27 protein-coding genes and 1 tRNA gene are annotated in these 26,524 nt (G+C 68.4%); 3 read left to right on the top strand and 25 right to left on the bottom strand.

The genetic code is table 11. The features are described from left to right. Positions 1–133: 133 nt before the first annotated feature. The 14 genes from AB3X08_RS12520 to rlmE all read right to left on the bottom strand — a co-directional run bounded on the left by AB3X08_RS12520 (position 134) and on the right by rlmE (position 15,174). Positions 134–226 (bottom strand) — tRNA-Ser (locus AB3X08_RS12520). Between the two features lie 81 nt (positions 227–307). Further along, positions 308–520 carry a carbon storage regulator CsrA gene (csrA, locus tag AB3X08_RS12525; RefSeq protein ID WP_145700275.1) on the bottom strand — a complete coding sequence of 71 codons (213 nt, stop codon included), beginning with the start codon at positions 518–520 and terminating at the stop codon, positions 308–310. A gap of 135 nt (positions 521–655) precedes the next feature. Next, complete coding sequence (gene alaS, locus AB3X08_RS12530; RefSeq protein ID WP_369932936.1) at positions 656–3,304, bottom strand: alanine--tRNA ligase; 2,649 nt, start codon at positions 3,302–3,304, stop codon at positions 656–658. A 106-nt stretch (positions 3,305–3,410) separates the two neighbouring features. Continuing rightward, positions 3,411–3,905, bottom strand: coding sequence for a recombination regulator RecX (recX, locus tag AB3X08_RS12535; RefSeq protein WP_369932937.1), 495 nt, complete (start codon positions 3,903–3,905; stop codon positions 3,411–3,413). Between the two features lie 118 nt (positions 3,906–4,023). Next, on the bottom strand, positions 4,024–5,067 hold the full coding sequence (gene recA / locus AB3X08_RS12540; RefSeq protein ID WP_369932938.1) for a recombinase RecA: 1,044 nt from the start codon (positions 5,065–5,067) through the stop codon (positions 4,024–4,026). Between the two features lie 183 nt (positions 5,068–5,250). Beyond that, complete coding sequence (gene lexA / locus AB3X08_RS12545; protein WP_369932939.1) at positions 5,251–5,886, bottom strand: transcriptional repressor LexA; 636 nt, start codon at positions 5,884–5,886, stop codon at positions 5,251–5,253. Positions 5,887–6,037: 151 nt separating this feature from the next. Further along, a complete protein-coding gene (locus AB3X08_RS12550) occupies positions 6,038–7,714 on the bottom strand; it encodes an ABC1 kinase family protein (protein ID WP_369938524.1) in 1,677 nt (558 codons plus the stop codon). Positions 7,715–7,743: 29 nt separating this feature from the next. Then, positions 7,744–8,238, bottom strand: a complete 495-nt coding sequence (locus tag AB3X08_RS12555) for a CinA family protein (protein WP_184414640.1) — start codon at positions 8,236–8,238, stop codon at positions 7,744–7,746. 358 nt (positions 8,239–8,596) lie between these two features. Then, complete coding sequence (gene hflX, locus AB3X08_RS12560) at positions 8,597–9,922, bottom strand: ribosome rescue GTPase HflX (protein WP_369932940.1); 1,326 nt, start codon at positions 9,920–9,922, stop codon at positions 8,597–8,599. Between the two features lie 26 nt (positions 9,923–9,948). Continuing rightward, entirely contained in the window at positions 9,949–10,224 is a 276-nt protein-coding gene (gene hfq / locus AB3X08_RS12565) for an RNA chaperone Hfq (RefSeq protein WP_003471569.1), read from the bottom strand. A gap of 119 nt (positions 10,225–10,343) precedes the next feature. After that, the gene (gene miaA / locus AB3X08_RS12570) at positions 10,344–11,294 is read right to left on the bottom strand and encodes a tRNA (adenosine(37)-N6)-dimethylallyltransferase MiaA (RefSeq protein WP_369932943.1); all 951 of its coding nucleotides are present in this window, start codon (positions 11,292–11,294) and stop codon (positions 10,344–10,346) included. Continuing rightward, entirely contained in the window at positions 11,294–12,193 is a 900-nt protein-coding gene (folP, locus tag AB3X08_RS12575; protein WP_369932944.1) for a dihydropteroate synthase, read from the bottom strand. Before folP ends, miaA begins: the two co-directional genes overlap by 1 nt. A 345-nt stretch (positions 12,194–12,538) precedes the next feature. Continuing rightward, positions 12,539–14,482 (bottom strand): ATP-dependent zinc metalloprotease FtsH, encoded by a 1,944-nt coding sequence (gene ftsH, locus AB3X08_RS12580; protein ID WP_184414644.1) that lies wholly within the window; start codon positions 14,480–14,482, stop codon positions 12,539–12,541. Positions 14,483–14,541: 59 nt separating this feature from the next. Next, entirely contained in the window at positions 14,542–15,174 is a 633-nt protein-coding gene (gene rlmE / locus AB3X08_RS12585) for a 23S rRNA (uridine(2552)-2'-O)-methyltransferase RlmE (protein WP_184414707.1), read from the bottom strand. 66 nt (positions 15,175–15,240) lie between these two features. Between rlmE and yhbY the strand changes: the two genes are divergently transcribed. Together yhbY and AB3X08_RS12595 are read left to right on the top strand one after the other, a co-directional pair. Then, positions 15,241–15,546, top strand: coding sequence for a ribosome assembly RNA-binding protein YhbY (gene yhbY, locus AB3X08_RS12590; RefSeq protein WP_003471333.1), 306 nt, complete (start codon positions 15,241–15,243; stop codon positions 15,544–15,546). A 19-nt stretch (positions 15,547–15,565) separates the two neighbouring features. Continuing rightward, on the top strand, positions 15,566–15,940 hold the full coding sequence (locus tag AB3X08_RS12595) for an Mth938-like domain-containing protein (protein WP_369932945.1): 375 nt from the start codon (positions 15,566–15,568) through the stop codon (positions 15,938–15,940). Between the two features lie 157 nt (positions 15,941–16,097). Here the strand turns inward: AB3X08_RS12595 and AB3X08_RS12600 are convergent, their stop codons facing one another. From AB3X08_RS12600 to surE, 4 genes are read right to left on the bottom strand one after another with little or no spacing between them, the layout of a single operon-like run. Next, positions 16,098–16,913, bottom strand: a complete 816-nt coding sequence (locus AB3X08_RS12600) for a peptidoglycan DD-metalloendopeptidase family protein (RefSeq protein WP_369932946.1) — start codon at positions 16,911–16,913, stop codon at positions 16,098–16,100. Next, positions 16,892–17,506 (bottom strand): YqaA family protein, encoded by a 615-nt coding sequence (locus AB3X08_RS12605; protein ID WP_369932947.1) that lies wholly within the window; start codon positions 17,504–17,506, stop codon positions 16,892–16,894. Before AB3X08_RS12605 ends, AB3X08_RS12600 begins: the two co-directional genes overlap by 22 nt. A gap of 34 nt (positions 17,507–17,540) precedes the next feature. After that, a complete protein-coding gene (locus AB3X08_RS12610) occupies positions 17,541–18,218 on the bottom strand; it encodes a protein-L-isoaspartate(D-aspartate) O-methyltransferase (protein ID WP_184414648.1) in 678 nt (225 codons plus the stop codon). After that, positions 18,215–18,997: a 5'/3'-nucleotidase SurE gene (gene surE / locus AB3X08_RS12615; RefSeq protein ID WP_369932948.1), complete on the bottom strand. Its 783-nt coding sequence runs from the start codon at positions 18,995–18,997 to the stop codon at positions 18,215–18,217. Before surE ends, AB3X08_RS12610 begins: the two co-directional genes overlap by 4 nt. 99 nt (positions 18,998–19,096) lie before the next feature. Here surE and AB3X08_RS12620 point away from each other — a divergent pair, with 99 nt between their 5' ends. Continuing rightward, on the top strand, positions 19,097–19,630 hold the full coding sequence (locus AB3X08_RS12620; protein WP_369932949.1) for a Smr/MutS family protein: 534 nt from the start codon (positions 19,097–19,099) through the stop codon (positions 19,628–19,630). Between the two features lie 16 nt (positions 19,631–19,646). Here AB3X08_RS12620 and truD read toward each other — a convergent pair whose 3' ends face one another. The 7 genes from truD to AB3X08_RS12655 form a co-directional block, all read right to left on the bottom strand. After that, positions 19,647–20,711, bottom strand: a complete 1,065-nt coding sequence (gene truD, locus AB3X08_RS12625) for a tRNA pseudouridine(13) synthase TruD (protein WP_369932951.1) — start codon at positions 20,709–20,711, stop codon at positions 19,647–19,649. Beyond that, complete coding sequence (gene ispF, locus AB3X08_RS12630; protein ID WP_369932952.1) at positions 20,708–21,205, bottom strand: 2-C-methyl-D-erythritol 2,4-cyclodiphosphate synthase; 498 nt, start codon at positions 21,203–21,205, stop codon at positions 20,708–20,710. Before ispF ends, truD begins: the two co-directional genes overlap by 4 nt. A 66-nt stretch (positions 21,206–21,271) precedes the next feature. Then, complete coding sequence (ispD, locus tag AB3X08_RS12635) at positions 21,272–21,973, bottom strand: 2-C-methyl-D-erythritol 4-phosphate cytidylyltransferase (protein WP_369932954.1); 702 nt, start codon at positions 21,971–21,973, stop codon at positions 21,272–21,274. Then, on the bottom strand, positions 21,973–22,332 hold the full coding sequence (ftsB, locus tag AB3X08_RS12640) for a cell division protein FtsB (protein WP_369932956.1): 360 nt from the start codon (positions 22,330–22,332) through the stop codon (positions 21,973–21,975). Before ftsB ends, ispD begins: the two co-directional genes overlap by 1 nt. Before the next feature lie 3 nt (positions 22,333–22,335). Further along, positions 22,336–23,628 (bottom strand): phosphopyruvate hydratase, encoded by a 1,293-nt coding sequence (gene eno, locus AB3X08_RS12645; protein WP_369932957.1) that lies wholly within the window; start codon positions 23,626–23,628, stop codon positions 22,336–22,338. Positions 23,629–23,798: 170 nt separating this feature from the next. Then, a complete protein-coding gene (kdsA, locus tag AB3X08_RS12650; RefSeq protein ID WP_369932959.1) occupies positions 23,799–24,635 on the bottom strand; it encodes a 3-deoxy-8-phosphooctulonate synthase in 837 nt (278 codons plus the stop codon). Positions 24,636–24,806: 171 nt separating this feature from the next. Beyond that, a complete protein-coding gene (locus AB3X08_RS12655; RefSeq protein ID WP_369932961.1) occupies positions 24,807–26,471 on the bottom strand; it encodes a CTP synthase in 1,665 nt (554 codons plus the stop codon). Positions 26,472–26,524: the final 53 nt, after the last annotated feature.

Consider the following 26,524-nt stretch of genomic DNA (forward strand, 5'->3'; position numbering starts at 1 on the left):
GACGAGCGCAGTAGCGGCCAGTCGCCCGCACGCGAGGTAGCGCGCCACGCGAATGGAAGTGCCCAAGCGCACGTCCAAGTTGGACAAAGAAAAACGCCCGCAAATCGTTGATTTGCGGGCGTTTCCTTGACACTGGCGGAGTGAGAGGGATTCGAACCCTCGATAGAGCTTTTGACCCTATACTCCCTTAGCAGGGGAGCCCCTTCAGCCGCTCGGGCATCACTCCGGGTTTAGACGCTGCGGATATTCCGCGACCGGGCGCGAAGGATAACGGTTTGTAGGGTCTCAGGTAAACCCTTTCGCCGCATCAATCGGAAGATTGATCGCCGTGGCCGCCGCCATGCGACGTCGGCTCGTCGCCGCGCTGGATGCGCTGATAGATTTCTTCGCGGTGCACAGCGACATCCTTCGGTGCGGTGATACCGATGCGCACTTGATTGCCCTTGACCCCAAGCACCGTCACGGTGACCGAATCGCCGATCATCAAGGTTTCGCCTACCCGGCGAGTCAGGATCAACATTTTTAAAATTCTCCAGGGAACCGGTGATTCCCACCGGTACGGCGCCCCGAGCCGGGACACCCCATCACGAAAGGGAAAAGAAGATCGATGTTAAGGGAAGCCGCGCCCTGCCAGCAAGGCGGCGCGAGTTCGTGTTCAGGGGAGATGTTGCTTGACCCAGGCGGGTACGCCCTCGAGCGCAAGGGCAAGGGCGGGCCCGTCCTCGCCACCACCCTGGGCGAGGTCCGGGCGGCCGCCGCCCTTGCCCGAGATCTGACCGGCGATATGGCTCAGCAGTTCCCCGGCCTTGACCCGGCCCATTGGGCTGCCGTTCACCCCGGCGACCAGGGCCGCCTTGCCCTCGCTGGCGCCGGCCAGCACGATCACGCTGTCGCCCAGTTGCTGCTTCAGGCGGTCCATCGCCTCACGCAAGGCCTTGGCGTCGAAGCCTTCCAGGCGCACGGCGAGCACCTTCACCCCGCCCACCTCGACCGCCGCGGCGGCCAGGTCGGCGGTAGCGCCGGAGGCCAGCTTGGCCTTCAGCGCCTCCAGCTCGCGCTCCAGGCGCTTGTGCTTGTCGCCAAGCTGGCGAATCTTCTCGACCACATCGCCGGCGCTACCGCCGACCAGCTCGGCCGCCTCGTGCAGCTTGGCCTCTTCGGCCGCCACGTGATCCAGTGCGCCCTGCCCGGTCACCGCCTCGATTCGACGCACGCCGGCCGACACGCCGCCCTCGCTGGTGATCTTGAACAGACCGATGTCGCCGGTGCGGGACACGTGCGTGCCGCCGCACAGCTCGGTGGAGTAGTCGCCCATCTTCAGCACGCGCACGCGCTCGCCGTATTTCTCGCCGAACAGCGCCATCGCACCGAAGTTCAGCGCCTCCTGCATGCCCATGTGGTGCACTTCGACTGCATGGTTGGCGCGGACCTGCGCGTTGACCTTGCGCTCGATGACCGCCAGTTCCTCGGCACTCATCGGCTGGAAGTGCGAGAAATCGAAGCGCAACCGGTCCGGCGCGACCAGCGAACCCTTCTGCTGCACATGAGTACCCAGAACCTCGCGCAGCGCGGCGTGCAGCAGGTGCGTGGCGGAATGGTTGAGGATGGTGGCGCCGCGGCGGTCGCTGTCGACCTGCGCGGACAGCGTGGCGCCGACCTGCAGGCGGCCGCTGCGCAGCTGGCCGACATGGCCATGGAACTGGCCGGCGAACTTCTGCGTCTCCTCGACCTGGAACGACACGCCGTCCGCGCTCAATTGGCCCAGGTCGCCGACCTGGCCACCGGATTCGGCATAGAACGGGGTGCGATCGAGCAGCACGATCGCCGCATCACCGGCCTCGACGGACTCGACCGGGCGCCCGTCCTTCAACAACGCGACCACTTTCAGCGCATCGGCCTGCAGCGCGTCGTAGCCCAGGAATACCGTGGGAGCCAGCTGCGCCACCAGGTCGGCCGGCAGGGTGGTACCGCCGCCGAACTTGCCGGCCGCGCGTGCGGTCTCGCGCTGGCGCTCCATCGCGCTTTCGAAGCCGGCCATGTCCACGTCCATGCCCCGCTCGCGGGCGATGTCGGCGGTGAGATCGACCGGGAAGCCATAGGTGTCGTACAGGCGGAACGCGTCCGCGCCGGGGATGCTGCCGCTGGCGCGGGCGGCGATCTCGTCGAAGATCTTCATGCCCGAATCCAGGGTCTCGGCAAAGCGCTCCTCTTCGGCCTGCAGTGCCCGCTGCACGGTGGACAGGGCCGCCGGCAGTTCCGGATAGGCCTCACCCATCAGTTCGGACAGGGTGGCCGCCATCTTGTGGAAGAACGGCTGGCGCACGCCGAGCATCCAGCCATGGCGCAGGGCGCGGCGGATGATCCGGCGCAGCACGTAGCCGCGGCCTTCGTTGGACGGCAGTACGCCGTCGACGATCAGGAACGAGCAGGCGCGGATGTGGTCGGCGATCACGCGCAGCGACTTGTTCTCCAGGTCGGCCATGCCGGTCAGCTCGGAGGCGTGGCGGATCAGCGCCTGGAACAGGTCGATTTCGTAGTTGCTGTGCACGTGCTGCAGGATTGCGGCCAGCCGCTCCAGGCCCATGCCGGTATCCACGCACGGCGCCGGCAGCGGCACCAGGGTGCCGTCGGGCTGGCGGTCGAACTGCATGAACACCAGGTTCCAGATCTCGATGAAGCGGTCGCCGTCCTCGTCCGGCGAGCCCGGAGGACCACCGGCGATATGCGCGCCATGGTCGTAGAAGATCTCGGTGCACGGGCCGCAGGGGCCGGTATCGGCCATCTGCCAGAAGTTGTCCGAGGCGTACGGCGCGCCCTTGTTGTCGCCGATGCGCACGATCCGCTCCGGCGGCACCCCGATCATGTCGCGCCACAGCTCGTAGGCCTGCTCGTCGGTGTGGTAGACGGTGACCAGCAGGCGCTCCGCGGGCAGTTTCCAGACCTGGGTCAGCAGTTCCCAGGCCCAGGCGATCGCCTCTTTCTTGAAGTAGTCGCCGAACGACCAGTTGCCCAGCATTTCGAAGAAAGTGTGATGGCGTGCGGTATAGCCGACCGAATCCAGGTCGTTGTGCTTGCCGCCGGCGCGCAGGCAACGCTGCACATCGGCTGCGCGCACGTAGCTGCGCTTTTCCGCGCCCAGGAACACGTCCTTGAACTGCACCATGCCGGAATTGGTGAACAACAGCGTCGGATCGTTGCCCGGCACCAGCGGCGCGGACGGAACGATGGTATGGCCCTTCCCCTTGAAGAACTCGAGGAAGTCGCTGCGGATCTGTGAGGTGGAGAATTTGGCGGGTGCGTTCATGGGCTGGCTATAGACGAGCGGACGGGTTTCCGGGCGTACCCCCTCAAGATAAGGGCGTGCGGAAACCGGACAAGACAACCCGCCAAGGTTAGCAGGCCCGGCCCGCTCAGTCCTCCGGCTCGTAGCGCGTGGCCGCGCGGATGCTGTCGCCATCGAAACCGCGCCGCGCCAGCAGATCGGCGGCCTTGCGCCGCTGCGGCAGGTCCACCGGCCCTGCGGCACCGAAGCGCCGCTGCACCAGATCGCGGGCGTTCTCGGTCCAGTCGCCCTCGAACGCAGCCATCGCGGTGGCGATGGCCTCGCTATCCAAGCCGTGGGTGCCCAGTTCGGCACGGATATGCAATGGGCCGTAGCCGGTATTGGCGCGGCTGCGCACCAGCAGCTCAGCGAAGCGGGCATCGTCCTGCCAGCCGTCTTCGGTCAGCCGGTCTACCGCCGCGACGGCGGCATCCGACTCCACGCCCCGTGCCCGCAATTTGCGGGTCAGTTCCTTGCGAGAATGTTCGCGACGCACCAGCAGGCCCAAGGCCCGCTGCAATGGCGTCTGTTCCGGCTGCCGGCGGCGCCGGCGCGGTTCCTGTGCTTGTTCGTCGTCACCCATGCAGGCTCACCGCCACGATCGTCAATGTGCCGTCCTTGGCACCTGCCCTCCTGGCTTGCTCAAGACTGCCGAGGGAGACGAGCGGCACTGACTCCACCGCTCCCCCGGCAGAAGACCATCACACTTCGGCGTCGGCGTCCTCGGCTTCGGCCTCGCTCGGCGCGATTTCCGTGGGCTGGAACTTCTCGCGCAGCTCGCTTTCCAGCTTCGCCGCCACCTGCGGGTTGTCGCGCAGGTACTGGCGCGAATTGTCCTTGCCCTGGCCGATACGCTCGCTGCCGTAGCTGTACCAGGCACCGGCCTTCTCGACCAGCTTGGCTTCCACGCCCATGTCGATCAGCTCGCCTTCGCGGCTGATGCCTTCGCCGTACAGGATCTCGGTGATGACCTGCTTGAACGGGGGCGCCAGCTTGTTCTTGACCACCTTGATCTTGGTCTGGTTGCCGATGATCTCGTCGCCCTTCTTGATCGCGCCGATGCGGCGGATGTCCAGGCGCACCGAGGCGTAGAACTTCAACGCGTTGCCGCCGGTGGTCACTTCCGGGCTCTGGCCGGGCATCATCACGCCGATCTTCATGCGCAGCTGGTTGATGAACACCACCAGGGTGTTGGAGCGCTTGATGTTGCCGGTCAGCTTGCGCAGCGCCTGGCTCATCAGGCGCGCCTGCAGGCCGGGCAGCTGGTCGCCCATCTCGCCTTCGATTTCGGCCTTCGGGGTCAGCGCGGCGACCGAATCGACCACCACGATATCCACCGAGCCCGAGCGCACAAGCATGTCGGCGATTTCCAGGGCCTGCTCGCCGGTATCCGGCTGCGACAGCAGTAGCTCGTCGACATTGACGCCGAGCTTGGCCGCATAGACCGGGTCCAGCGCGTGCTCGGCGTCGATGAACGCGGCGGTGCCGCCCTTCTTCTGGCATTCGGCGATGGCCTGCAGGGTCAGCGTGGTCTTGCCCGAGGATTCAGGACCGTAGATTTCCACGACGCGACCCTTCGGCAGGCCACCGATGCCCAGCGCGATGTCCAGCATCAGCGAGCCGGTCGGAATCACTTCCACGGCTTCGATGACCCGATCGCCCATGCGCATCACCGAGCCCTTACCGAACTGCTTCTCGATCTGGCTCAGGGCGGCAGCGAGCGCGCGCTTCTTGTTCTCGTCCATTTTGGTGTCCTTCGGAGGTGAGGATGATTTGCGGGGTAGGTTCAATTTAGCGGCCTGGTATCGCACGGGCTGAGACAGTGCGGGGCAAAGAAAAAATAATTCGTCCGGCAGGTCTACAGCAGCGGCGAACAGCGATGTCGCGGGTCGGGAAAATCCGGCCTGCGATGTAGTGCAATTCCAAAATCAACGGTTGGGGCGCAGCAGGCCGCAGTACAGGCCTTCGATGGCGAAATCCTGGTCCGGCAGCACTTCGATCGGCGCGTAGTCCGGGTTGCGCGGCAGCAGGCGGATGCGGTCCTTGCCGATCTTCAGCAGCTTGACCGTGATCTCTTCGTCGATCCGCGCCACCACGATCTGCCCGGAACGGGCGTCGCGGGTGCGGTGCACGCCGATCAGGTCGCCGTCGAAGATGCCTTCGTCGCGCATCGAGTCGCCCTGCACCTTGAGCAGGTAGTCCGGCGCCGGCGAGAAGAACACCCGGTCCAGCACCACGAAATCGTCCGAGCCGATGTCCGCGCCGATCGGCAGGCCGGCGGCCACCCGCCCCAGCACCGGCAGGCGCAGGATGTCGGCGTTGTCCACCCGCGGCGCCGGTGTCGGCACGGCTGCGCCGGTCACCAGGCGGATGCCGCGCGCCTGGCCGGGCACGCGGCGGATCGCGCCGGCCTGCTCCAGGGCTTCCAGGTGGTACTGCGCGGCACGGACGCCCTTGAAGCCGAAGGCGCGGGCGATCTCGGTCTGCGACGGCGGGGCGCCGTCGTGCTCGATGCGCTGGGCGATCAGGTCGAGGATCGCTTGCTGGGTTTCGGTCAGTTCCATGGTTAGTAGTAATACTACTAAAAACGGAAATGAGCAACCGCTGTGTGAGCGAGGAGCGGCAGTTGCAGTTCCCGCGGACCGCGACGCCCGCGCGTGGCCTGCCGCCACGCCTGGCATGGCCAACTTCGCTCGCCGCGTCAACGTGTTTCGCTCAGCGGCCGCTGCGCCAGATCGAGAACAGGATCCAGACCCCCGACAGCGCCGCTCCGATGAAGCCGCCCACGCCGATCGCAAGCAGCCAGCGGCTGGACACGCCGCCGACGCTGTTCATCACGATCGAGGAGCCGATGATCAGCGCGGCGGTGACGATGCCCATGGTCAGTCGATTCGCGGCGCGGTTGACCTGGTCGCCGAAGCCTTTCAGCGACGTGGTCTCGACGTTGAGCTGCAGCCGTCCGCGCCGCGCCGCCTGCAGCAGCCTGCGGGTGTCGCGCGGCAGGTCGCCGAGCAGTTCCAGCGCGCCGAGCACGGTGCGGCGGCCGCGCTTGGCCATCGCGCGCGGGGCGAAGCGCTGCAACATCACCCGTTCCAGATACGGCGCGGCAGCGCCGGCCATGTCGAAGTCCGGATCGAGCTGGCGCCCTACCCCTTCCAGAATCAGGAAGGTCTTGATCATCAGCGCCAGGTCGGCCGGCAGCGCCAGCGCGTGCTGGCGCAGGATCGCGGTGACGTCGCCGAGCATCGCGCCGACCCGCAACTCCTTCAACGGCACGCCGCGGTACTGGTCGACGAAGCTGGCGATCTCCAGTTGCAGCCGCGCCTCGTCGATCTCGGCATCGCCATCGGTCCATTCCAGCAGCACGTCGGCGACCGCCTCGGCCTCCTGGGTGACCAGGCCGTGCAGCAACTGCACGACCTGGTAGCGGCGCTGCTCGGAGATGCGCCCGACCATGCCGAAATCGATCACCGCGATGCGTTCGCCGGGCAGGTAGAAGATGTTGCCCGGGTGCGGATCGGCGTGGAAGCAGCCGTCCTCGAGCACCATCTTCAGCACGATGTCGGCGCCGACGCGGGCCAGCTGGCGGCGGTCCAGGCCGGCGGCATCCACGCCCGCCAGGTCGCGTCCGCCGATGCCGGCGACGAAGTCCTGCACGTTGAGCGTTTCGCAGGTCCATTGCCAATGCACGCGCGGGATCAGGATCTCGTCGTGGCCCTGGAAATTGGCGGCGATGCGCTCGGCGTTGCGGCATTCGCCGGCGAAATCCAGCTCGCGCCGCAGCGACACGGTGAACTGGTGCACCACCTCCGCCGGGTGGTAGCGCTTGAGGTCGGCCGCGCGCGCCTCGACGATCTCGGCCAGCCGCGCCAGCAGCCGCAGGTCGGCCTCGATCACGTCGCGGATGCCGGGGCGGCGCACCTTCATCACCACCGCGGTGCCGTCGTGCAGCCAGGCGCGGTGGGTCTGTGCCAGCGACGCGGCGGCCAGCGGCGTTTCCTCGACCTGGGCGAAGATCGCCGACGGCGCCTCGCCCAACGCCTCGAGCAGTTGCGGCAGGATCTGTTCGTAGGGCAGCGCGGGGGCCGCGTTCTGCAGTTCGCCGAGTTCGTCGATCCACTCCGGCGGCAGCAGGTCCACGCGCGTGGCCAGCACCTGGCCGAGTTTGACGAAGGTCGGGCCCAGGTCCTGCAACGCGCGCCGCACCCGCTGCGGCGCCGACATGCGCAGCATCTCTTCGGCGTTATGCCAGTGCAGCAGGCGCCCGGCGCGCTCCAGCACGTCGGCCATGCCGATGCGGCGGACCACATCGCCGAAGCCGTAGCGGATCAGCACCGAGGCGATTTCCTGCAGACGCCCCAGATCGCGGACCGTGCTCAGCGCCTCCCACATCGCGGTCGCCACCTACAATCCGCCGGCGCTCACAGCAGCGCGCCGAGACCGCGCAACGCGGCAGCCACGGTCTGCCGGCGCACCGCGTCGCGGTCGCCGTCGAAATGGAACAGTTGCGCGCTGGCGTAGCCGCCGCGCCGCTTCCAGCCCACCCACACGGTGCCGACCGGCTTGTCGGCGGAACCGCCGCCGGGGCCGGCGATGCCGGTCACCGCCACCGCGATGCTGGCGCCGGAATTGACCAACGCCCCGGACACCATCTCGATCACCGTCTCGCGGCTGACCGCGCCATGGTGCTCCAAGGTCTGCGGACGCACGCCGAGCAACGCCTGCTTGGCCTCGTAGCTGTAGGCGACCATGCCGCAGTCGAACCAGTCCGAGGAGCCGGAGATGTCGGTCATCGCCTTGGCGATCCAGCCGCCGCTGCAGCTTTCGGCGGTGACCAGGCGCTCGCGCCCGGTGCGCAACTGGTCGCTGAGCGCGGTGGCGAGTTGCAGAAGTTGCGGATCGGTGGGGACGGTCATGGCGCTGCTCGGGAAACCAATGCGCTTTGTAGCCCAATTCGCCACGGCTGTCGCGCCTGCGCGGCGCGGCGCCAGGCGTGGCTTCAGCGAGGATGGTGCAGGCGGGACGGTGGCTGGTATGTCAGATACAGTTTCGATGGAATGGTTGCGCCAGCGTTGGCTTCATGCCGCACCGAAGAAGGACAGCGACTCGCTGATTGGCATGATGCCCTCCGTAGGAACGGCTTCAGCCGCGACAGGTACTCTCCGGTAAGGCAATGTCGCGGCTGAAGCCGCTCCTACAGGGCCTGCGCAAGCTGTAAACGCCTGAGCCGAAGCTGCACCGAGGCGGCGTCGGCCTCGGCGTCATCGCACGCGGCTAACGCCGCTGCCACTCCTCTTCCTCGCGCGGCGGCAGCAACGCGCGGATCGGCGCGCCGTCGGCGCTGGCGGCCAGGCGCTCGGCCTCGGTGATCGGAATGTCCACCTGCAGCAGCCAGCCATCTTCGTCGGCCTGCTCGCTGCGGATCACCTGCAGCTGGTGCAGCTGCGAGCGCAGGCGCCCGGCGCTGGACGGCAGGCGCAGGCTGCCCTGCACGTGCTGCAGCCCCAGCCGCTGGCCGAGCACGCCCTGCAGCAGTTCCAGGCCACGCTCGTCGCGCGCCGAGATCCAGACCCGCTCGCGGCGCGCCTCGTCCGGCACGCCGTCCTGCGCATCGTGGCGCACGTCGGCGCCTTCGATGCGGTCGATCTTGTTGAACACCAGCAACTGCGGCAGATCGCCGGCGCCGACCGCGTGCAACACCTCGTCGACCTGGGCGATGCGCTCTTCGCGCAACGGATCGGCGGCATCGACCACGTGCAGCAACAAATCGGCCTCGCGCGCCTCCGACAGCGTCGAGCGGAACGCGGCGACCAGTTCGTGCGGCAGGTTGCGCACGAAGCCGACGGTGTCGGCCAGCATCGCATTGCCGCCCGGCAGCGCGATGCGGCGCACGGTCGGGTCGAGCGTCGCGAACAGTTGGTCGGCGGCGTAGGCCTCGGCGCCGGTCAGCGCATTGAACAGGGTCGACTTGCCGGCATTGGTGTAGCCGACCACCGCGATCCGCGGCAGTTCGCTGCGCACCCGCGCACGGCGCATCTGGGTGTGTTGCACCTCGACCTTTTCCAGCCGCTTCTGCAACTGCTCGACCCGCTTCTGCAGCAATCGGCGGTCGGTTTCCAGCTGGGTTTCGCCGGGGCCGCGCAGGCCGATCGAACCGCCGCGCTGGCGCTCCAGATGGGTCCAGCCGCGCACCAACCGCGTGGCCATGTGGCGCAGCTGGGCCAGCTCGACCTGCAGCTTGCCCTCGTGGCTGCGCGCACGCTGGGCGAAGATGTCCAGGATCAGCCCGGTGCGGTCGATCACCCGCCGCTCCAGGTACTTTTCCAGATTGCGCTCCTGGCCCGGGCTCAGCGCATGGTTGACCAGGATCAGATCGGCGCCGCTGGCCTCTGCCGCGGCCTTGACCTCTTCCAGCTTGCCGCTGCCGATCAGCGTCGACGGGCTGGGCTTGTCGATGCGCGCGGTCAGCGTGGCGGCGATGCTGGCGCCGGCGGAGCGCGCCAGGTCGGCGAACTCCTCCAGCACGTCGTCCTCCAAGGGACCACCGGCGTAGGGCTGGATCAGCAGTGCGTGTTCGCCACGGCGGGAACGATCAAACACCCGCCGCTCCGGTCTTCAACAGCGTCTTACTCGGCTTCGTCATCGTCCGCACTGCCACCCTCGTTCTGCTGCACATAGCCACCGCCCGGTCCGACGCGCACGTTGCGTGCCGGCACCACGGTGGAAATGGCATGTTTGTAGACCATCTGGCTCACGGTGTTGCGCAACAGCACCACGAACTGGTCGAAGGACTCGATGGTACCCTGCAGCTTGATACCGTTGACCAGGTACACCGAGACCGGCACCCGTTCGCGACGCAGCGCGTTCAGGAAAGGATCCTGTAAGGATTGCCCCTTGGACATGCTTCACTCCCGTTTATTGTTTTTATGTGCCCGGGACGGCACTGCAGCTCCCCTGCCGTGGCCCGGACCGCCGATGTTACACAACCGCGGGCTCCAGCACAGCGCGGCATGTAGCCAAATCAGCCAAGAAAGTCCGCCACCGCCACATCCAGGCGCGCACCGTCGCATTCGGGGTCGAACCAGCGCGCGTCTAGCTCCCCGCGCAGCCAGGTCAGCTGGCGCTTGGCCAGCTGGCGGGTGGCGGAGATCGCGCGTTCGCGGAACGTGGCCGCGTCGCTGGCCCCGTCCAGGTGTTCCCAGGCCTGGCGGTAGCCGACCGCACGCACCGCCGGCAGCTCCAGCGGTCGCGCCACCTGGCGCAGCGCCGGCAGCGCGCGCAGCGCTCGCACCTCGTCGAGGAACCCTTGCTCCAGCATCGCGTCGAAGCGCAGCGCGATGCGCCGGTGCAGCAGCGCGCGCTCAGCCGGTGCCAGCACCAGTTTCAGCACCCGCAATGGCAGCCGCGGCGGCCCGGGCTGCGCCTGCCATTCGCTGATCGGGCGTCCGCTGAGCTGGAACACCTCCAGCGCGCGCTGGATGCGCTGCGCGTCGCCAGGCCGTATCCGCCGCGCGGCCTGCGGATCGACCTGCTGCAGCTGCGCATGCAGCGCCGCCCAGCCTTCGGCCTGCGCGCGCGCGCCCAGCGCCGCGCGCAGTGGCGGATCGGCCGGTGGCATCGGTGCCAGGCCTTCCAGCAACGCCTGGAAGTACAGGCCGGTGCCGCCGGCCAGGATCGGCAGGCGGCCGCGGGCGACGATCGCATCCAGCGCGGCGCGCGCGTCCACCGCGAATTCGGCGGCCGAATACACCTGCCAAGGATCGCGCAGGTCCAGCAGATGGTGCGGCACGCGTGCCAGCTGCGCGGCGTCGGGCTTGGCCGCGCCGATGTTCAGGCCGCGGTACACCAGCGCCGAATCGACGCTGACGATCTCGCCGCCGTAGCGCTCGGCCAGGGCGATCGCCGCGGCGGTCTTGCCCGACGCGGTCGGGCCCATCAGCGCGATCGCGCGCGGGCGCCGGTCGGCCGGCATCAGTCCTCGTCCGGCCAGCGGATCGCCGCGGGCGCGGCGCCGCTGCGCGGCAACGGCACCGCCGCCAGCGCCTGCCAGACCTTCAACGCATCGACCGTGGCGGCGACATCGTGCACGCGCAAAAGAAGCGCGCCGCGCTGCGCCGCCAGCAGGTGCGCCGCCACCGAGCCGGCCACGCGCTGTTCCGGCGAGGCACGCCCGGTCAGCTCGCCAATGCTGCGCTTGCGCGACAGCCCAGCCAGCACCGGTACACCGAGTTCGACCAGGCGCGACAGCTGCGCCAGCAGCTGCAAGTTGTCGGCGGTGCCCTTGCCGAATCCGAAGCCCGGGTCGACCAGCAGGCGGCGCTTGTCGATGCCGGCCATTTCCGCGGCGAAGATGCGCTCGGCCAGGAACCGGTGCACCTCGCCGACGACGTCGTCGTAGTGCGGTGCACTGCCGGCGGCATAGGCGTCGTCGGGCATGTGCATCAGCACCACCGGCACCCGCAGTTCCGCCGCGACGTCCAGCGCGCCGGGTCGGCGCAAGGCCTGGATGTCGTTGATCATGCCGGCGCCGGCGGCGACCGCGGCGCGCATCACGTCCGGCTTGAAGGTATCCACGCTCAGCGGTACCGCGGTCTGCGCCGCCAGCCGCTCGATCACCGGGACGACCCGGCGCAGTTCCTCCTCCAGCGGGACCGGCGTGGCGCCGGGGCGGGTCGATTCGCCGCCGATGTCGAGCAGGTCGGCGCCCTCCTCCACCAGGCGCAGGCCGTGCGCGACGGCCGCGTCCAGCGTCGCATGCGCACCGCCGTCGGAAAAAGAGTCGGGGGTGACGTTGACGATGCCCATCACCCGCGGACGATCCAGCAGCAGGCGGCGTCCGCCGCAATCCAGGCTCGGCGAGGTCTCGAACATCAGCGGTGCTCCTGAGCGTTGCCGCGGTGCATGGTGGTGCCTCGCGTGTCCCTGGTCGCCACCGGGGCGGCAGCGCGTAGGGTCGTGGCGACGACAGTGTCGGCCAGCGGCAGCAGCGATGGACAGGCGAGCGATGGCATGGGCGGCGGACGGTGATAACGGACCGCCATTGTCGCCCACTCGCAGTGCCCGCGACGACGCGGCGGCGGTGATGCGTCCCAAAGATCGGCCTCAGCGATGCGATCGCTGCGACCGCTCGGCCCGCACCGCCGAATATGCAAAAGCGCCGGCAACAAAAAAGCCAGTGATCGCTCCCTGGCTTTCTGATCGATCCGAGGGAGCCGCTTACAGCTGCTCGGCCGGCCCGGTGATCGGCGGCAGCGGCCGCGAACTGCCCTTGTCGTTGCCGCCGTCCTTGCCATCCTTGCCGGACTTGCCCCAGCCCATCGGCGGCGGCGGATCGCGGCCTTCCATGATCGCGTCGATCTGCGGCACGTCGATGGTTTCGTACTCCAGCAGCAGTTTCGCCATCACGTGCAGCTTGTCGAGGTTCTCGGTGAGGATATGCGTGGTCTTGGCGTAGGCCTTGTCGAGGATCGAACGCACCACTTCGTCGATGCGGCGCGCGGTATCGTCGGACACGCTCTTGTGCTGGGTGACCGAACGACCCAGGAACACCTCGTCGTCTTCCTCGCCGTAGGCGATCGGCCCCAGCTCGTCGGACAGGCCCCACTTGGTGACCATGTTGCGCGCCATCTTGGTCGCGCGCTCGATGTCGTTGGAGGCGCCGGTGGTGACCTTGTCGGTGCCGAAGATCAGCTCTTCGGCGACGCGGCCGCCGTACAGCGAGCACAGCTGCGACTGGATCGCGACTCGGTTGATCGAATACTTGTCGCCTTCCGGCAGGTACATGGTCACGCCCAGCGCACGCCCGCGCGGAATGATGGTGACCTTGTAGACCGGATCGTGCTCCGGCACCAGGCGGCCGACGATGGCGTGACCGGCTTCGTGGTAGGCGGTCAGCGTCTTCTCTTCCTCGCTCATCGCCATCGAACGGCGCTCGGAGCCCATCAGGATCTTGTCGCGGGCGCGGTCGAAGTGGTCCATGCGGACCTCCTTGACCGTTTCGCGCGCGGCGAACAGCGCCGCCTCGTTGCACAGGTTGGCCAGGTCGGCGCCGGAGAAGCCCGGCGTGCCGCGCGCGATCACCATCGGCTCGACGTCGTCGGCCAGCGGCAGCTTGCGCATGTGCACCTTCAGGATCTGCTCGCGGCCGCGCACGTCCGGCAGCCCGACCACCACCTGGCGGTCGAAACGGCCCGGACGCAGCAGCGCCGGGTCGAGCACGTCGGGGCGGTTGGTCGCGGCGATCACGATCACGCCTTCGCCGCCCTCGAACCCGTCCATTTCCACCAGCAACTGGTTCAGGGTCTGCTCGCGCTCGTCGTGACCGCCGCCCAGGCCGGCGCCGCGGTGGCGGCCGACCGCATCGATTTCGTCGATGAAGATGATGCACGGCGCGTGCTTCTTGGCCTGCTCGAACATGTCGCGCACGCGGCTGGCGCCGACGCCGACGAACATTTCGACGAAGTCGGAACCGGAAATGCTGAAGAACGGCACCTTGGCTTCGCCGGCGATGGCCTTGGCCAGCAGCGTCTTGCCGGTACCGGGCGGGCCGACCATCAGCACGCCGCGCGGGATCTTGCCGCCGAGCTTGGTGAACTTGGTCGGGTCGCGCAGGAAGTCGACCAGCTCGCCGACCTCTTCCTTGGCCTCGTCGCAGCCGGCGACGTCGGCGAAGGTGACCTTGATCTGGTCTTCGCCCTGCAGCTTAGCGCGCGATTTGCCGAACGACATCGCGCCCTTGGCGCCGCCACCGCCGCCCTGCATCTGGCGCATGATGAACAGCCAGAAGCCGATGATCAGGATGACCGGCAGGAAGTTCAGCACCAGCGACCAGAAACTCGGGCCGTTGGCCGGCTTCTGCCGGGTCATTTCCACGTTCTTGCTGTACAGCACGTCCACCAGCTTGTCGTCGCGCGGACCGTAGACCGTGCTTTCGCTGCCGTCGCTGCGCTTGAAGCGGATCGCGGTCACCGACAGCCCGGTGTCGTCGGTGAAGTCGACCGACTTCACCCGCCCGCCGTCCACTTCCTTCAGGAACTGGGTGTAGGTCACGGTGTCGTTGCCGGGACCGCCGGCCAACCGTGGCGAGAAGCTCTGGAACACCACCATCAGCACGACGGCGACGACTACCCACAGCAACAGATTCTTGGTCAAGTCGTTCATCCTCATTGGCTCCGGTGTCCCTTCAACTCGTTCTCGATGCGTGATGCGACGGGTTCAGCTTACTTGATCTGGGCACGCTTGCCCTGTCCGAGGGCGTAGACCTCCGGCGAACGCTTGCGCGAGGCCGCCGGTTTGCGGATGGACACCTTCTCGTAACGGCGCCGCATCTCGCGGATGTAGTCGTCGGACCCGACGCCCTGGAACAGCTTGATCAGGAACGCCCCGCCCGGCTTGAGGTGGGTATCGGCGAACTCCATCGCCAATTCGGCCAGATGCATCATCCGCGGCTGGTCCACCGCGTCCATGCCGCTTTTATTGGGGGCCATATCCGACAGCACAAGGTCGACCGGGCTGCCGCCGAGCATTTCCTCGAACTGCGATAGCACCGCCTGTTCCCTGAAGTCGCCGTGAAGGAACTCCACACCGGCTAGCGGCGGCATCTCTAGGATGTCCAGCGCCAGCACCCGGCCGCGCTCGCCCAGCGACTTGCGCACCTGCTGCGACCAGCCGCCCGGCGCGGCGCCGAGATCGACCACCAGCATGCCCGGCTTGAGCAGCTTGTCGCGCTGCAACAGCTCTTCCAGCTTGTAGGCGGCACGCGAACGCATGCCTTCGGCCTGGGCCTTCTTCACGAAGGGGTCGGCGAAATGTTCGCGGAGCCAGCGTTGGCTGCTTTTGCTACGGGTTGCCATGGGATCGCGGTCGTGGTGGGCGGCCATGATACCCTGATCGCCCTTGGCAACCCCGTTCCCGCCTGCATGTCGATCAGCCTCACTCCGTCCCAGAACCGCTTCCTGCGCGGCCTGGCGCACGACCTCAAACCCCTGTTGCAGATCGGCGGCAAGGGCGTCACGCCGGCCTTCCTGGCTGAACTGGACGAGGTGCTGGAGCGCCACGAACTGGTCAAGGTGAAGGTCGGCGGCGACGACCGCGAGGCCCGCGACGCGAGCATCGCCAGCCTGGTCGAGCAATCGCACAGCGTGCTGGTGCAGCGCATCGGCCACACTGCGATCCTGTATCGCCCGGCCAAGGAAGACCGCCAGATCGTGCTGCCGCGCGGCTGATCCGCGTCCCGGTGCCATCATGCAGCTGACCCAGGACCTGCCCGATTACGCCTATGCCCTGCGCATGGCCGATGGCCGCCAGGCCAAGGTGAACGACCGCCTGCTCACCCGCAGTTTCATTCTCGCCCCGGATACCCTGGTCGAGGCGTGGGACGCGCCGGTAGCCGCCGAACTGCAGCCGCAGCACCTGCAACCCTTGCTGGAGCTGAACCCGGCGCTGGTGATCCTGGGCACGGGCGAACGCCAGGTGTTCCCGTCTGCCGCCGCGCTGGCGCTGTTCCTGACTCGCGGCATCGGCATCGAAGTGATGAACAACGCCGCGGCCGCGCGGACCTACAACGTGCTGGCCGCCGAAGGCCGGCGCGTGGCGGTCGGGTTCCTGCTGGAAGGCTGAGCTGCAGTTCGCCCGGCGGCGTGTTCGACGTGCCCGACGCTTTTTTGTAGGAGCGGCTTCAGCCGCGACAGACTCTACGGAGAATGCCTGTCGCGGCTGAAGCCGCTCCTACAACAACACAACGCGGGGCACCGGTTGCGAGCTACAACCCGACCGGCTACTTCGCCGGCAGATACAGCAACGGATCCACCGGCTTGCCGTTGTAGCGGATCTCGAAGTGCAGCATGTCGCGCGCGGCGCCGCTGCGGCCCATCTCGGCGATCTGCTCCCCGGCCTTCACGTTCTGGCCTTCGTTGACCAGGCGCTTGCGGTTGTGGCCATAGGCCGACAGCCATTGCTCGTTGTGCTTGATGATGATCAGTTCGCCGTAGCCGACCAGGCCGGCGCCCGAATACACCACTACGCCATCGGCGGCGGCACGCACCGCCTGGCCGCTGCTGCCGGCGATGTCCACGCCCTGCTTGGTGGTCTCGCCGACCACGAAGCGGCTGACCACTGCGCCGTCGGCCGGCCAGCGCCAGCTGAAGCCGCTACTCACCGGGGTCGGCGCGGCGACCGGCGGCCGCGCGGCGGTTCCTGCGGAACTCGGCGGCGCTACCGGCGCGCTACCAGGCCGCGCGGCGACCGTGCCACCGCCACTGCCGCCACCCGGCGGATACAGCTTCAGGGACTGCCCGGGGTAGATCGTGTACGGCGGCGGCAGCCGGTTCCAGGCAGCCAGGTCCTGCGGATTGATGTTGTTGACGCGGGCGATCGCATACAGCGTGTCGCCGCGGCGCACGGTCGCAGTGACGCCGGGCTTGGGCACCGACGGACGCGGCGCCGACGCGGCGGGCTTGCCGGGCGCTGCGGACGTACGCACCACGGTGGCGCTGCTGCACGCGCCCATTCCTGCCGCCACCAGCAACCACACGCTGCAACGCAGGCCGTTGCGTACCACCCGATCGACGCTCATCCGTACTTCGCTCTCCATAGAACCCACACCACCAGCAGCGCCAGGATCGCCATCGCGACCCAACCGAGCGGTTCGATCCAGCGCCGCAACGCGGCTTCCGCACGCGGCCCGCCAAGGCGGATCGCGCCGGCCACCAGGTACACGCGCTTGCCGCGACCGACCAGCATGCTCGCCAGGAACGGTAGCAGCGGGATTCCCACGATGCCTGAGGCCCAGGTAAATATCTTCAACGGGATCGGGGTGAAACCGGCCAGCACCAGCAGCCAGAACGCGCGCCACGGCGATTCGGCGACCACCTCGCGCAGATGGCTCACCTGCGCATCGATCTTCTGCGTCCAGCCCAGCCATTCGATCAACGGCTGCACCGCGGCGAAGGCGAAGTGGCCGAGCATGTAGCCGACCAGCGCGCCGGCCAGCGAGCCCATCAGGCTCAACGTGGCGAACCACAGCGCGCGCCGCGGCTGCGCCAGCGACATCGGCGCCAGCATCACCTCCGGCGGCACCGGGAACACGATCGCCTCGGCGAAGCTGAGCCCGGTCAGGAACGTCGGCGCGCGGCGGTGGCGCGACCAGGCGATGGCGCGTTCGTACAACGGCCCGAATATCTTCATCCAACCCAACTCCGGTGATTCGACCCAGGGTGCTTCAATCCAGCATGCCCGACAGCAGCGGGACGAAGGTCACCGGCGCCAGGATGTCTTGTTCGATGCGGCCTTCGGCATCGCGGCGCAGGCGCACCAGCGATTGCGACGAAGGGCCGCCGACCGGCGCCACCAGGCAGCCGCCCGGCGCCAGCTGCTCGACCAGCGCATCGACCAGCGCCGGCGCCGCGGCGGTGACCACGATCGCATCGTAGGGGCCGTGCTCGGCCCAGCCGACGCGGCCGTCGTCGTGCTTGCTGCGCACGTTCATGCCGAGCTGGCGCAAGCGCTTGCGCGCCTGCCGCAACAGGTCGCCGATGCGCTCCACGGTATAGACCTCCAGCCCCAGCGCGGCCAGGATCGCGGCCTGGTAGCCGGACCCGGTGCCCACTTCCAGCACCTTCTTCGGCGCCGCCTCGAGCACGGTCTCGGTCATCCGCGCCACCACCCACGGCTGCGAGATGGTCTGGCCGTGGCCGATCGGCAGCGCGGTGTCCTCGTAGGCGCGCGAGGCCAGCGCCTCGTCGATGAACAGGTGCCGCGGCACCGTGCGCACCGCGTTGAGCACGGCCTCGTCGCGAATGCCGGACTCGCGCAGGCGCTCGACCAGGCGGTCGCGCACGCGCTGCGAGGTCATGCCGATGCCGATCGCTTCCGGTTGCAGGCGCAGCCGCGGGGTCATGCCGGGTTGTCCAGCGCGGCGGTGAGGCCGCCGACCCAACTGGCGACCGTCTCCAGCGCCTGGTAGCGGGTCAGGTCGACCTGGATCGGGGTGATCGAGATGAAGCCGGTGCGCACCGCGTGGAAATCGGTGCCGGGACCGGCGTCCTGCTCGCGGCCGGCCGGGCCGATCCAGTACACGGTGCCGCCGCGCGGGTCGGGCTGCGGCAGGCACGGTTCGGAACGGTGCCGGTTGCCGAGCCGGGTGACCTCGAAGCCCTTGATCTCGCCCCACGGCAGGTCGGGCACGTTGACGTTGAGGATGGTGTCCGCAGGCAACGGGTCGGCCTTCAGCCGCGCCACGATCTCCACCGCGGCACGCGCGGCGGTCTGGAAGTGCTTGGGTTCGTGGTTGTGGGTGACCAGCGACATCGCCAGCGCGGGCAGGCCCAGGAAGCGGCCTTCCATCGCCGCCGAGACGGTGCCCGAATAGATCACGTCGTCGCCGAGGTTGGCCGAGTTGTTGATCCCGGAGACCACCATGTCCGGTTCGTCGCCATCGAGCATGCCGGTGAGCGCCAGGTGCACGCAATCGGTGGGCGTGCCGGCGACGCTGCAGGTATGCGGGTCGATGCGCTTGATCCGGATCGGCAGATCCAGCGTCAGCGAGTTGCTGGCGCCGGAGCGATCGCGATCGGGTGCGACCACGGTCACTTCGTGGCCCGCGCTGCGCAGGTGCTCGGCCAGCATCTTGATGCCGGGGGCGTCGACGCCGTCGTCGTTAGAAACCAGTACGCGCATGGGACTCCTCGGATAACCCGACCATGATACCGGATGCGTCCCTCGCCTTCCCCTCATGCACGGGTTGCGCCGCGTGACCGGCGGGTTACGCTGTGCCCCATGTCGCATCCCGAAGACGAAGATCCCGCCGCCCTGTTCCGCGCGGCGATCGGCGCGGTCACGCCGATCAACGCGACGCCGCCGGCCAACGCCAAGCCGCGGCCGAAGCCGCGCGCGCGCATGGCCGAGCGCGACGATGCCGAGGCGCAGAGCGAATTCCAGCGCCTGTTGCGCGACAGCGCGCCGCTGGAGGCCGGCGACGTGGCCAGCTATCGCCGCGAGAACGTGCCGGCGCGGGTGTTCCAGCGCCTGCGCCGCGGCCAGTTCTCCGCCCAGGACGAACTGGACCTGCATGGCGCCAACGCGGCGCAGGCCGAGGCGCTGTTGCGCCAGTTCATCGCCGAGGCGCACGCGCACGAGTTCGGCTGCGTGCGCATCGTGCACGGCAAAGGGCTGCAGTCCGGCGGCGTCCCGTTGCTGAAGAACCTGGTCGATCGCCTGCTGCGACAGCGCAACGACGTGCTGGCGTTCCATTCGGCGCCGCCCACGCAAGGCGGCACCGGCGCGATGCTGGTGTTGCTGGCGCGGCGCTGACACCGCGCCGCGCGACTCACTCCTGCGCCGCCGGCTCGGCCTGCGCGCCCTGCCCGGCATCGACGACCTCGCCCAGCTCGTGCAGCAGCGCGGTGGCATAGCTGCCCGGCGGCAGCGCGAAACGCAGTTCCAGCGCATCCTCGCGCGCGTCCAGCCAGCGCCACTGCAGCTCGGCGGCGCGCAGGCGGGTGGCGCGCCGTTCCTGTTTCAGGCCTTCGCGCTCCAGGCCCTCGCGCAAGCGCACGCACGCCGCATCCTCGAGCGCGGCCAGTTCCAGCGCGCGCGCCGCGTCGGCGCTGCGCAACTCGCCGGCGCCCCACAACGGCGCCGACGGATGGATGTCGAAACACTGCAGCCGCTCGGCCAGCAGCTCCGACCAGGGCTCCGGGCCGAACACGCTGCGGCTGCCGTCGAGCAGCCACACTTCGCCGTCCAGCGCGCCGTCCCAATTGCCCGCCGCCACGCGCGCGGCCAGCACCCGGTTGAACAGTTCCGAACGGGCGGCAGACAGCAGCAGCGAGCGCTGCTCGCGGCGCACCCGGCGCCCGTCGAACATCGCCAGCGCGGCGCCGACATTGCCGCCGTCGCGGCCGAAGCGCTGTTCGCCGAACCAGTTGGGGATGCCGCGCGCGGCGATCTGCGCCAGCCGCGCCTCGATCGCGGCGCGCTCGCCGCGCACCTGCCGCAACACCAGCACGAAGCCGTTGCCGGCCAGCGCGCCACGCGGCAGCTTGCGGTTGTGCCACTGCGACTGCACCACCTGCAGATCCTCGCTGTACAGCGCGTCCAGCGCCGGCGCCACGCGCTTGGGCAGGTGCACCGAGAAGCGCTGAGTGGTGACCGCGTGGCGGTCCTTCATGCCCGCATAGCCGATCGCCATCTCCGCCACGCCGGCCCACTGCGCCAGGCGGCGTGCGGCGACGGCGGTGTTCATGCCGCGCTTGCGCACGGTCAGCAGCAGATGTTCGCCCTCGCCGCTCGGCTCGAACGCAGGCAGTTCGTCGACCTGGAAATCCTCGGCGGCGCTGCGCATGCGCGCCTGCAACGGCGCGGCGCCGAACGCGCGCGGCAGGTCGCTCACAGCGCCACCAGCAACACCGCCGCCTGCGCCGCGATGCCTTCGCCGCGGCCGGTGAATCCCAACTGCTCGCTGGTGGTGGCCTTGACGCTGACGCGTTCCACACCGACGTGCAGCAGCGCGGCAAGGCGTTCGCGCATCGCCAGCGCATGCGGGCCGACCTTGGGCCGCTCGCAGATCACGGTGACGTCGGCGTTGCCGAGCTGCCAGCCGCGCTCGCGCAACAACTGCTCGCAATGGCTCAGGAATTGCGCGCTGTCGGCGCCTTTCCAGCGCGCATCCGACGGCGGGAAATGCTGGCCGATGTCGCCCAGCGCCAGCGCGCCGAGCAGCGCGTCGCACAGCGCATGGATCACCACGTCGCCGTCGCTGTGCGCGAGCACGCCGCGCGTATGCGGCACGCGCACGCCGCCGAGCATCACGTGGCCGCCGTCGCCGAAGGCGTGCACGTCGTAGCCCTGGCCGATACGGAAGGGAGGAAATTCAGGCATGGGCATCGCAGGATCGCAAAAGGACAAAGGGAAGACATCGGCGGCGCGACGCCGCAGCCCGACGCAGCCGCTTCACGGCTGCCGCGCGCGCAGGAACAGTTCGAACTCGAAGCGCGCCAGGTCGGCCGGGGTGGTGACCTTGAAGTTGTCCTCGGCGCCCTCGACCAGCAGCGGCCGCAGGCCCAGCAACTCCATCGCCATCGCATCGTCGGTGACCTCGACGCCGGCGGCCGCGGCCTGTTCCAGCGCCCTGGTCAGCTGCAGGCGCCGGAACAACTGCGGGGTCAGCGCGCGCCACAGGCGCTCGCGCGGCTCGGTGGCGTCGATGCCGCCGTCGTCGCCGGCACGCTTGAGCGTGTCGCGCACCGGGGCGGCCAGGATCGCGCCGACCGGATCGCCGCGTCCGGTTTCCAGCAGCCGGTCCAGGTCGGCCAGCGCCAAGTTCGGGCGCGCCGCATCGTGCACCAGCACGAAATCGTCGGCCTTGACCGCATCCGGCAAGGCCTGCAACGCCGCCAGCACCGAGCCGGCACGGCTGGCGCCGCCGACGCAGGTCAACACCGGCTTGCCGTCCAGTTCGTTCCAGCCCGGCCAATCGGCATCGTCGGCACCGAGCGCGACCATCGCACCGGCCACCGCCGGGTGCGCCAGCAAGGCCTGCAGCGCATGCGCGATCAACGGCTGCCCGCCGGCCTGCAGATACTGTTTGGGCAGGGGACTGCCGAAACGGGTGCCACGACCGGCGGCCGGCACCACTGCCCAGACCGTGGCCATCAGGGTTGCTCGCTCGGCGGCGCCGGCGCCTGTTCCTGCGCCGGCGTGCCATCGGCGGCCGGCGCGACGGGCACCGGTGCGTCCTCGACGACGCGGTAGAACTTCTCGCCCGGCTTGATCATGCCCAACTCGCTGCGCGCGCGTTCCTCGATCGCCGCCTCGCCGTCCTTGAGGTCCTTGACCTCGGCGGCGAGCGCGGCATTGCGTTGCTGCAGGCCTTCGTTATCGCGTTTCTGGTGCTCGACCTGACTCTCGAGCACCAACACCTCGCCGGAGTTGCCCGGACCGAGCCAGAAACGGTACTGCAGCCATGCCAGCAGTCCCGCCAGCACCAGCAGCAGCCAGCGCCAGTTGCGCACGGCTTACCGCTTGAGCGAGACGAATGCGTCGCGCCCCGCGTAGCGCGCGCCGCTGCCCAGCGCTTCCTCGATCCGCAGCAGCTGGTTGTACTTGGCCACGCGATCGCTGCGGCACAGCGAGCCGGTCTTGATCTGGGTGGCGGTGGTGGCCACGGCGATGTCGGCGATGGTGGTGTCCTCGGTCTCGCCGGAGCGGTGCGAGACGATCGCCGCGTAGCCGGCGGTGTCGGCCATGGCGATCGCTTCCAGGGTCTCGGTCAGGGTGCCGATCTGGTTGACCTTGATCAGGATCGCGTTGGCGGTGCCGGACTCGATGCCCTGCTTGAAGATCTTCGGGTTGGTCACGAACAGGTCGTCGCCGACCAGCTGCACCTTGTTGCCGAGACGGTCGGTCAGCAGCTTCCAGCCGGCCCAGTCGTCCTCGGCCAGGCCGTCCTCGATGCTGACGATCGGGTACTGCGCGGCCCAGTCGGCGAGGAAGTCGACGAACTGCTCGCTGGTCAGGCGCTTGCCCTCGCCCACCAGGTGGTACTTGCCGTTGTCGTAGAACTCGCTGGAGGCCACGTCCAGGCCCAGCAGCACGTCTTCGCCGGCGGTGTAGCCGGCCTTGCCGATCGCCTCGAGGATGGTGTCCAGCGCTTCCACGTTGCTGCGGAAGTCCGGGGCGAAGCCGCCCTCGTCGCCGACGGCGGTGGACAGGCCATGGCCCTTCAACACCGCCTTGAGCGCGTGGAAGATCTCGGTGCCGGCGCGCAGTGCCTCGGAGAACGACGCGGCGCCGACCGGCAGCACCATGAATTCCTGGAAATCGACGTTGTTGTCGGCATGCGCGCCGCCGTTGATGATGTTCATCATCGGCACCGGCAGTGCCACGTTGGCGGTGTTGGCGCCGGCCAGGTACTGCCACAGCGCCTGCTTGCGCGAAGCGGCGACCGCATGCGCATTGGCCAGCGAAACGCCGAGCAGCGCATTGGCGCCGAGGCGGCCCTTGTTCTCGGTGCCGTCCAGGTCGATCAGGCGGCGGTCCAGACCCTGCTGGTCGGCACCGTCGAAGCCCTGCAGCGCGCTGGCGATCGTGGTGTTGACGTTCTCCACCGCCTTGCGCACGCCCTTGCCCAGATAACGGGTCTTGTCGCCATCGCGCAGCTCGACCGCTTCCTTGGTGCCGGTGGAAGCGCCCGACGGCACCGCGGCGCGGCCCAGCGAGCCGTCGGCCAGCGTGACTTCCGCTTCGAGCGTGGGATTGCCGCGGGAATCGAGAATCTCGCGGGCGTGGATCTTGGCGATAGTGGTCATAAGTCCAGTCGGTTACCAGGAAAGGAGGGGGACACCGGAAACCGTCGGATTATGGCCGCAGCGCCGCTGCTTGCCAAATGAACCGGGCGACGTGCACGGGTCCGAACAGCGCGGGCGCTGCGCGCGATACGGTGCGTCCGGAGGGCCGGCCCACCCGCAAAGGCGCCGCCTCAGCCCAGCCCGTGCTCCAGGAAGCCGCTGCGCTTGGTGATCGCATCCAGCGCCATCAGCGTCTCCAGCAGCGCCTCCATCTTGTCCAGCGGCCACGCGTTGGGGCCATCGGACAGCGCCTTGGACGGATCCGGATGAGTCTCGGCGAACACGCCGGACACGCCCACCGCCACCGCCGCGCGCGCCAGCACCGGCACGAACTCGCGCTGGCCGCCGGAGGTGCTGCCCTGCCCGCCCGGCAGCTGCACCGAATGGGTGGCATCGAACACCACCGGACAGCCGGTCTCGCGCATCACGCTCAGCGAGCGCATGTCGCTGACCAGGTTGTTGTAGCCGAAGCTGGCGCCGCGCTCGCAGACCATGATCTGCTCGTTGCCGGTGGACTTGGCCTTGTCCACCACCGGCTTCATGTCCCACGGCGACAGGAACTGGCCCTTCTTGATGTTGACCGGCTTGCCGGCGGCGCAGACGTTCTTGATGAAATCGGTCTGCCGCACCAGGAACGCCGGCGTCTGCAGCACGTCCACCACCGCCGCCACTTCGTGCATCGGCGTGTATTCGTGCACGTCGGTCAGCACCGGCACGCCGATCTGCCGCTTCACCGCCTCGAGCACCTTCAGCCCTTCTTCCAGGCCGGGGCCGCGGAAGCTGGTGCCGGAGGTACGGTTGGCCTTGTCGAAGCTGGACTTGAAGATGAAGTTGATCCCCAGCTTGCCGGTGATCTCCTTGAGCTTGCCGGCCACGTCCAGCTGCAGCTGCATCGACTCGATCACGCACGGGCCTGCGATCAGGAACAGCGGCTGGTCCAGGCCGACTTCGAAGCCACACAGTTTCATCGGATCACCTATCGATTTGAGCCCCTCTCCCGGCGGCGACCGAAGGAAGTCCCGTGGGAGAGAGGGGTTGGGGTGAGGGTACGGGCGAAGCTTCAGGGGATCTGGGTACACAAGGTTTCACCCGCACCCTCATCCGGCGCTTCGCGCCACCTTCTCCCGATGGGAGAAGGATCAGGCGCGCGCTTCCTTCAACAGCTTGCCGCCGGCCTTCTTCTCGCGCGCGGCGCGCACGAAGCCGACGAACAGCGGATGGCCGTCGCGCGGGGTGGACAGGAATTCCGGGTGCGCCTGGCAGGCCAAGAACCACGGATGCACTTCGCGCGGCAGTTCGACCATCTCCACCAGGGTGTCGTCCATCGACTTGGCGGAAATCACCAGGCCGGCGTCCTCGAGCTGGGTGCGGTAGCGGTTGTTGAACTCGTAGCGATGGCGATGGCGCTCGGCCACCACGTCCTTGCCGTACATCTCGCGCGACAGCGTGCCGGGCTTGAGCCGCTGCTCCTGCAGGCCCAGGCGCATGGTGCCGCCCAGATCGGACTTCTCGTCGCGCTTTTCCACGTCGCCGCTGGCGGTGCGCCACTCGGTGATCAGGCCGATCACCGGATACGGCGACTGGCGGTCGTTCTCGGTGCTGTTGGCGCCGTCCAGGCCGGCCACATTTCGCGCGTAATCCACCACCGCCGCCTGCATGCCGTAGCAGATGCCGAAGTACGGCACGTGGTGCTCGCGCGCATAGCGCGAGGTCAGCACCTTGCCTTCGAAGCCGCGGTCGCCGAAGCCGCCCGGCACCAGGATGCCGTCCACGTCGGCCAGCGCCGACAGGTCGCTGCCTTCCAGCTCCTGCGCTTCCAGCCACTTCAAGGTGACCTTGGTGCGCTGGCGCAGGCCGCCGTGCTTGAGCGCCTCGCCGACCGACTTGTACGCGTCCTGGTGGTCCACGTACTTGCCGACCACGGCGATGGTGACCTCGTCGAGCGGATGCTTGGTAGCGTCCACCACCGCTTCCCATTCGGACAGATCGGCCGGGCCGACCTTGTCGCGCAGCTTGAACTGGTCGATGACGATCTCGTCCAGGCCCTGCCGGTGCAGTTCCAGCGGCATGCCGTAGAGCACGTCGATGTCGGCGGCGCTGATCACCGCGCGCTCGGAAACGTTGGTGAACAGCGCGATCTTGCGCCGCTCCGAATCCGGGATCGCCTGCTCGGAGCGGCACAGCAGCACGTCCGGCTGGATGCCGATCGAGCGCAGTTCCTTGACCGAGTGCTGGGTCGGCTTGGTCTTCAGTTCGCCGGCGGCGGCGATGTACGGCACCAGGGTCAGATGCATGAACATCGCGCGTTCCGCGCCGCGTTCGGTGCGCACCTGGCGGATCGCCTCCAGGAACGGCAACGATTCGATATCGCCGACCGTACCGCCGATCTCCACCAGCGCCACGTCGAAGCCGGCGGTGGCTTCGTCCACGCAACGGCGGATTTCGTCGGTGATGTGCGGGATCACCTGCACGGTGGCGCCCAGATAGTCGCCGCGGCGCTCCTTGCGGATCACGTTCTCGTAGATGCGGCCGGTGGTGACCGAATTCTTGCGCGACAGGCGGGTGCGCACGAAGCGCTCGTAGTGACCCAGGTCCAGGTCGGTCTCGGCGCCGTCGTCGGTGACGTACACCTCGCCGTGCTGGAACGGGCTCATCGTGCCCGGGTCGACGTTGATGTAGGGGTCCAGCTTCATCATCGTGACCGACAGGCCACGTGCTTCGAGAATGGACGCGAGCGAAGCGGCCGCGATGCCCTTGCCAAGCGAGGACACTACGCCGCCGGTAACGAAGATCAGGGGGGTCATGGCTCGAAGGCCTCCCGGAAAGCCATAGTTTAACGGGTGAAGCCGATTTGCCC

Origin of the sequence: Xanthomonas sp. DAR 34887, from assembly GCF_041245805.1 — a bacterium.
In the GTDB taxonomy this organism is placed as follows: Bacteria; Pseudomonadota; Gammaproteobacteria; order Xanthomonadales; family Xanthomonadaceae; genus Xanthomonas_A; species Xanthomonas_A tesorieronis.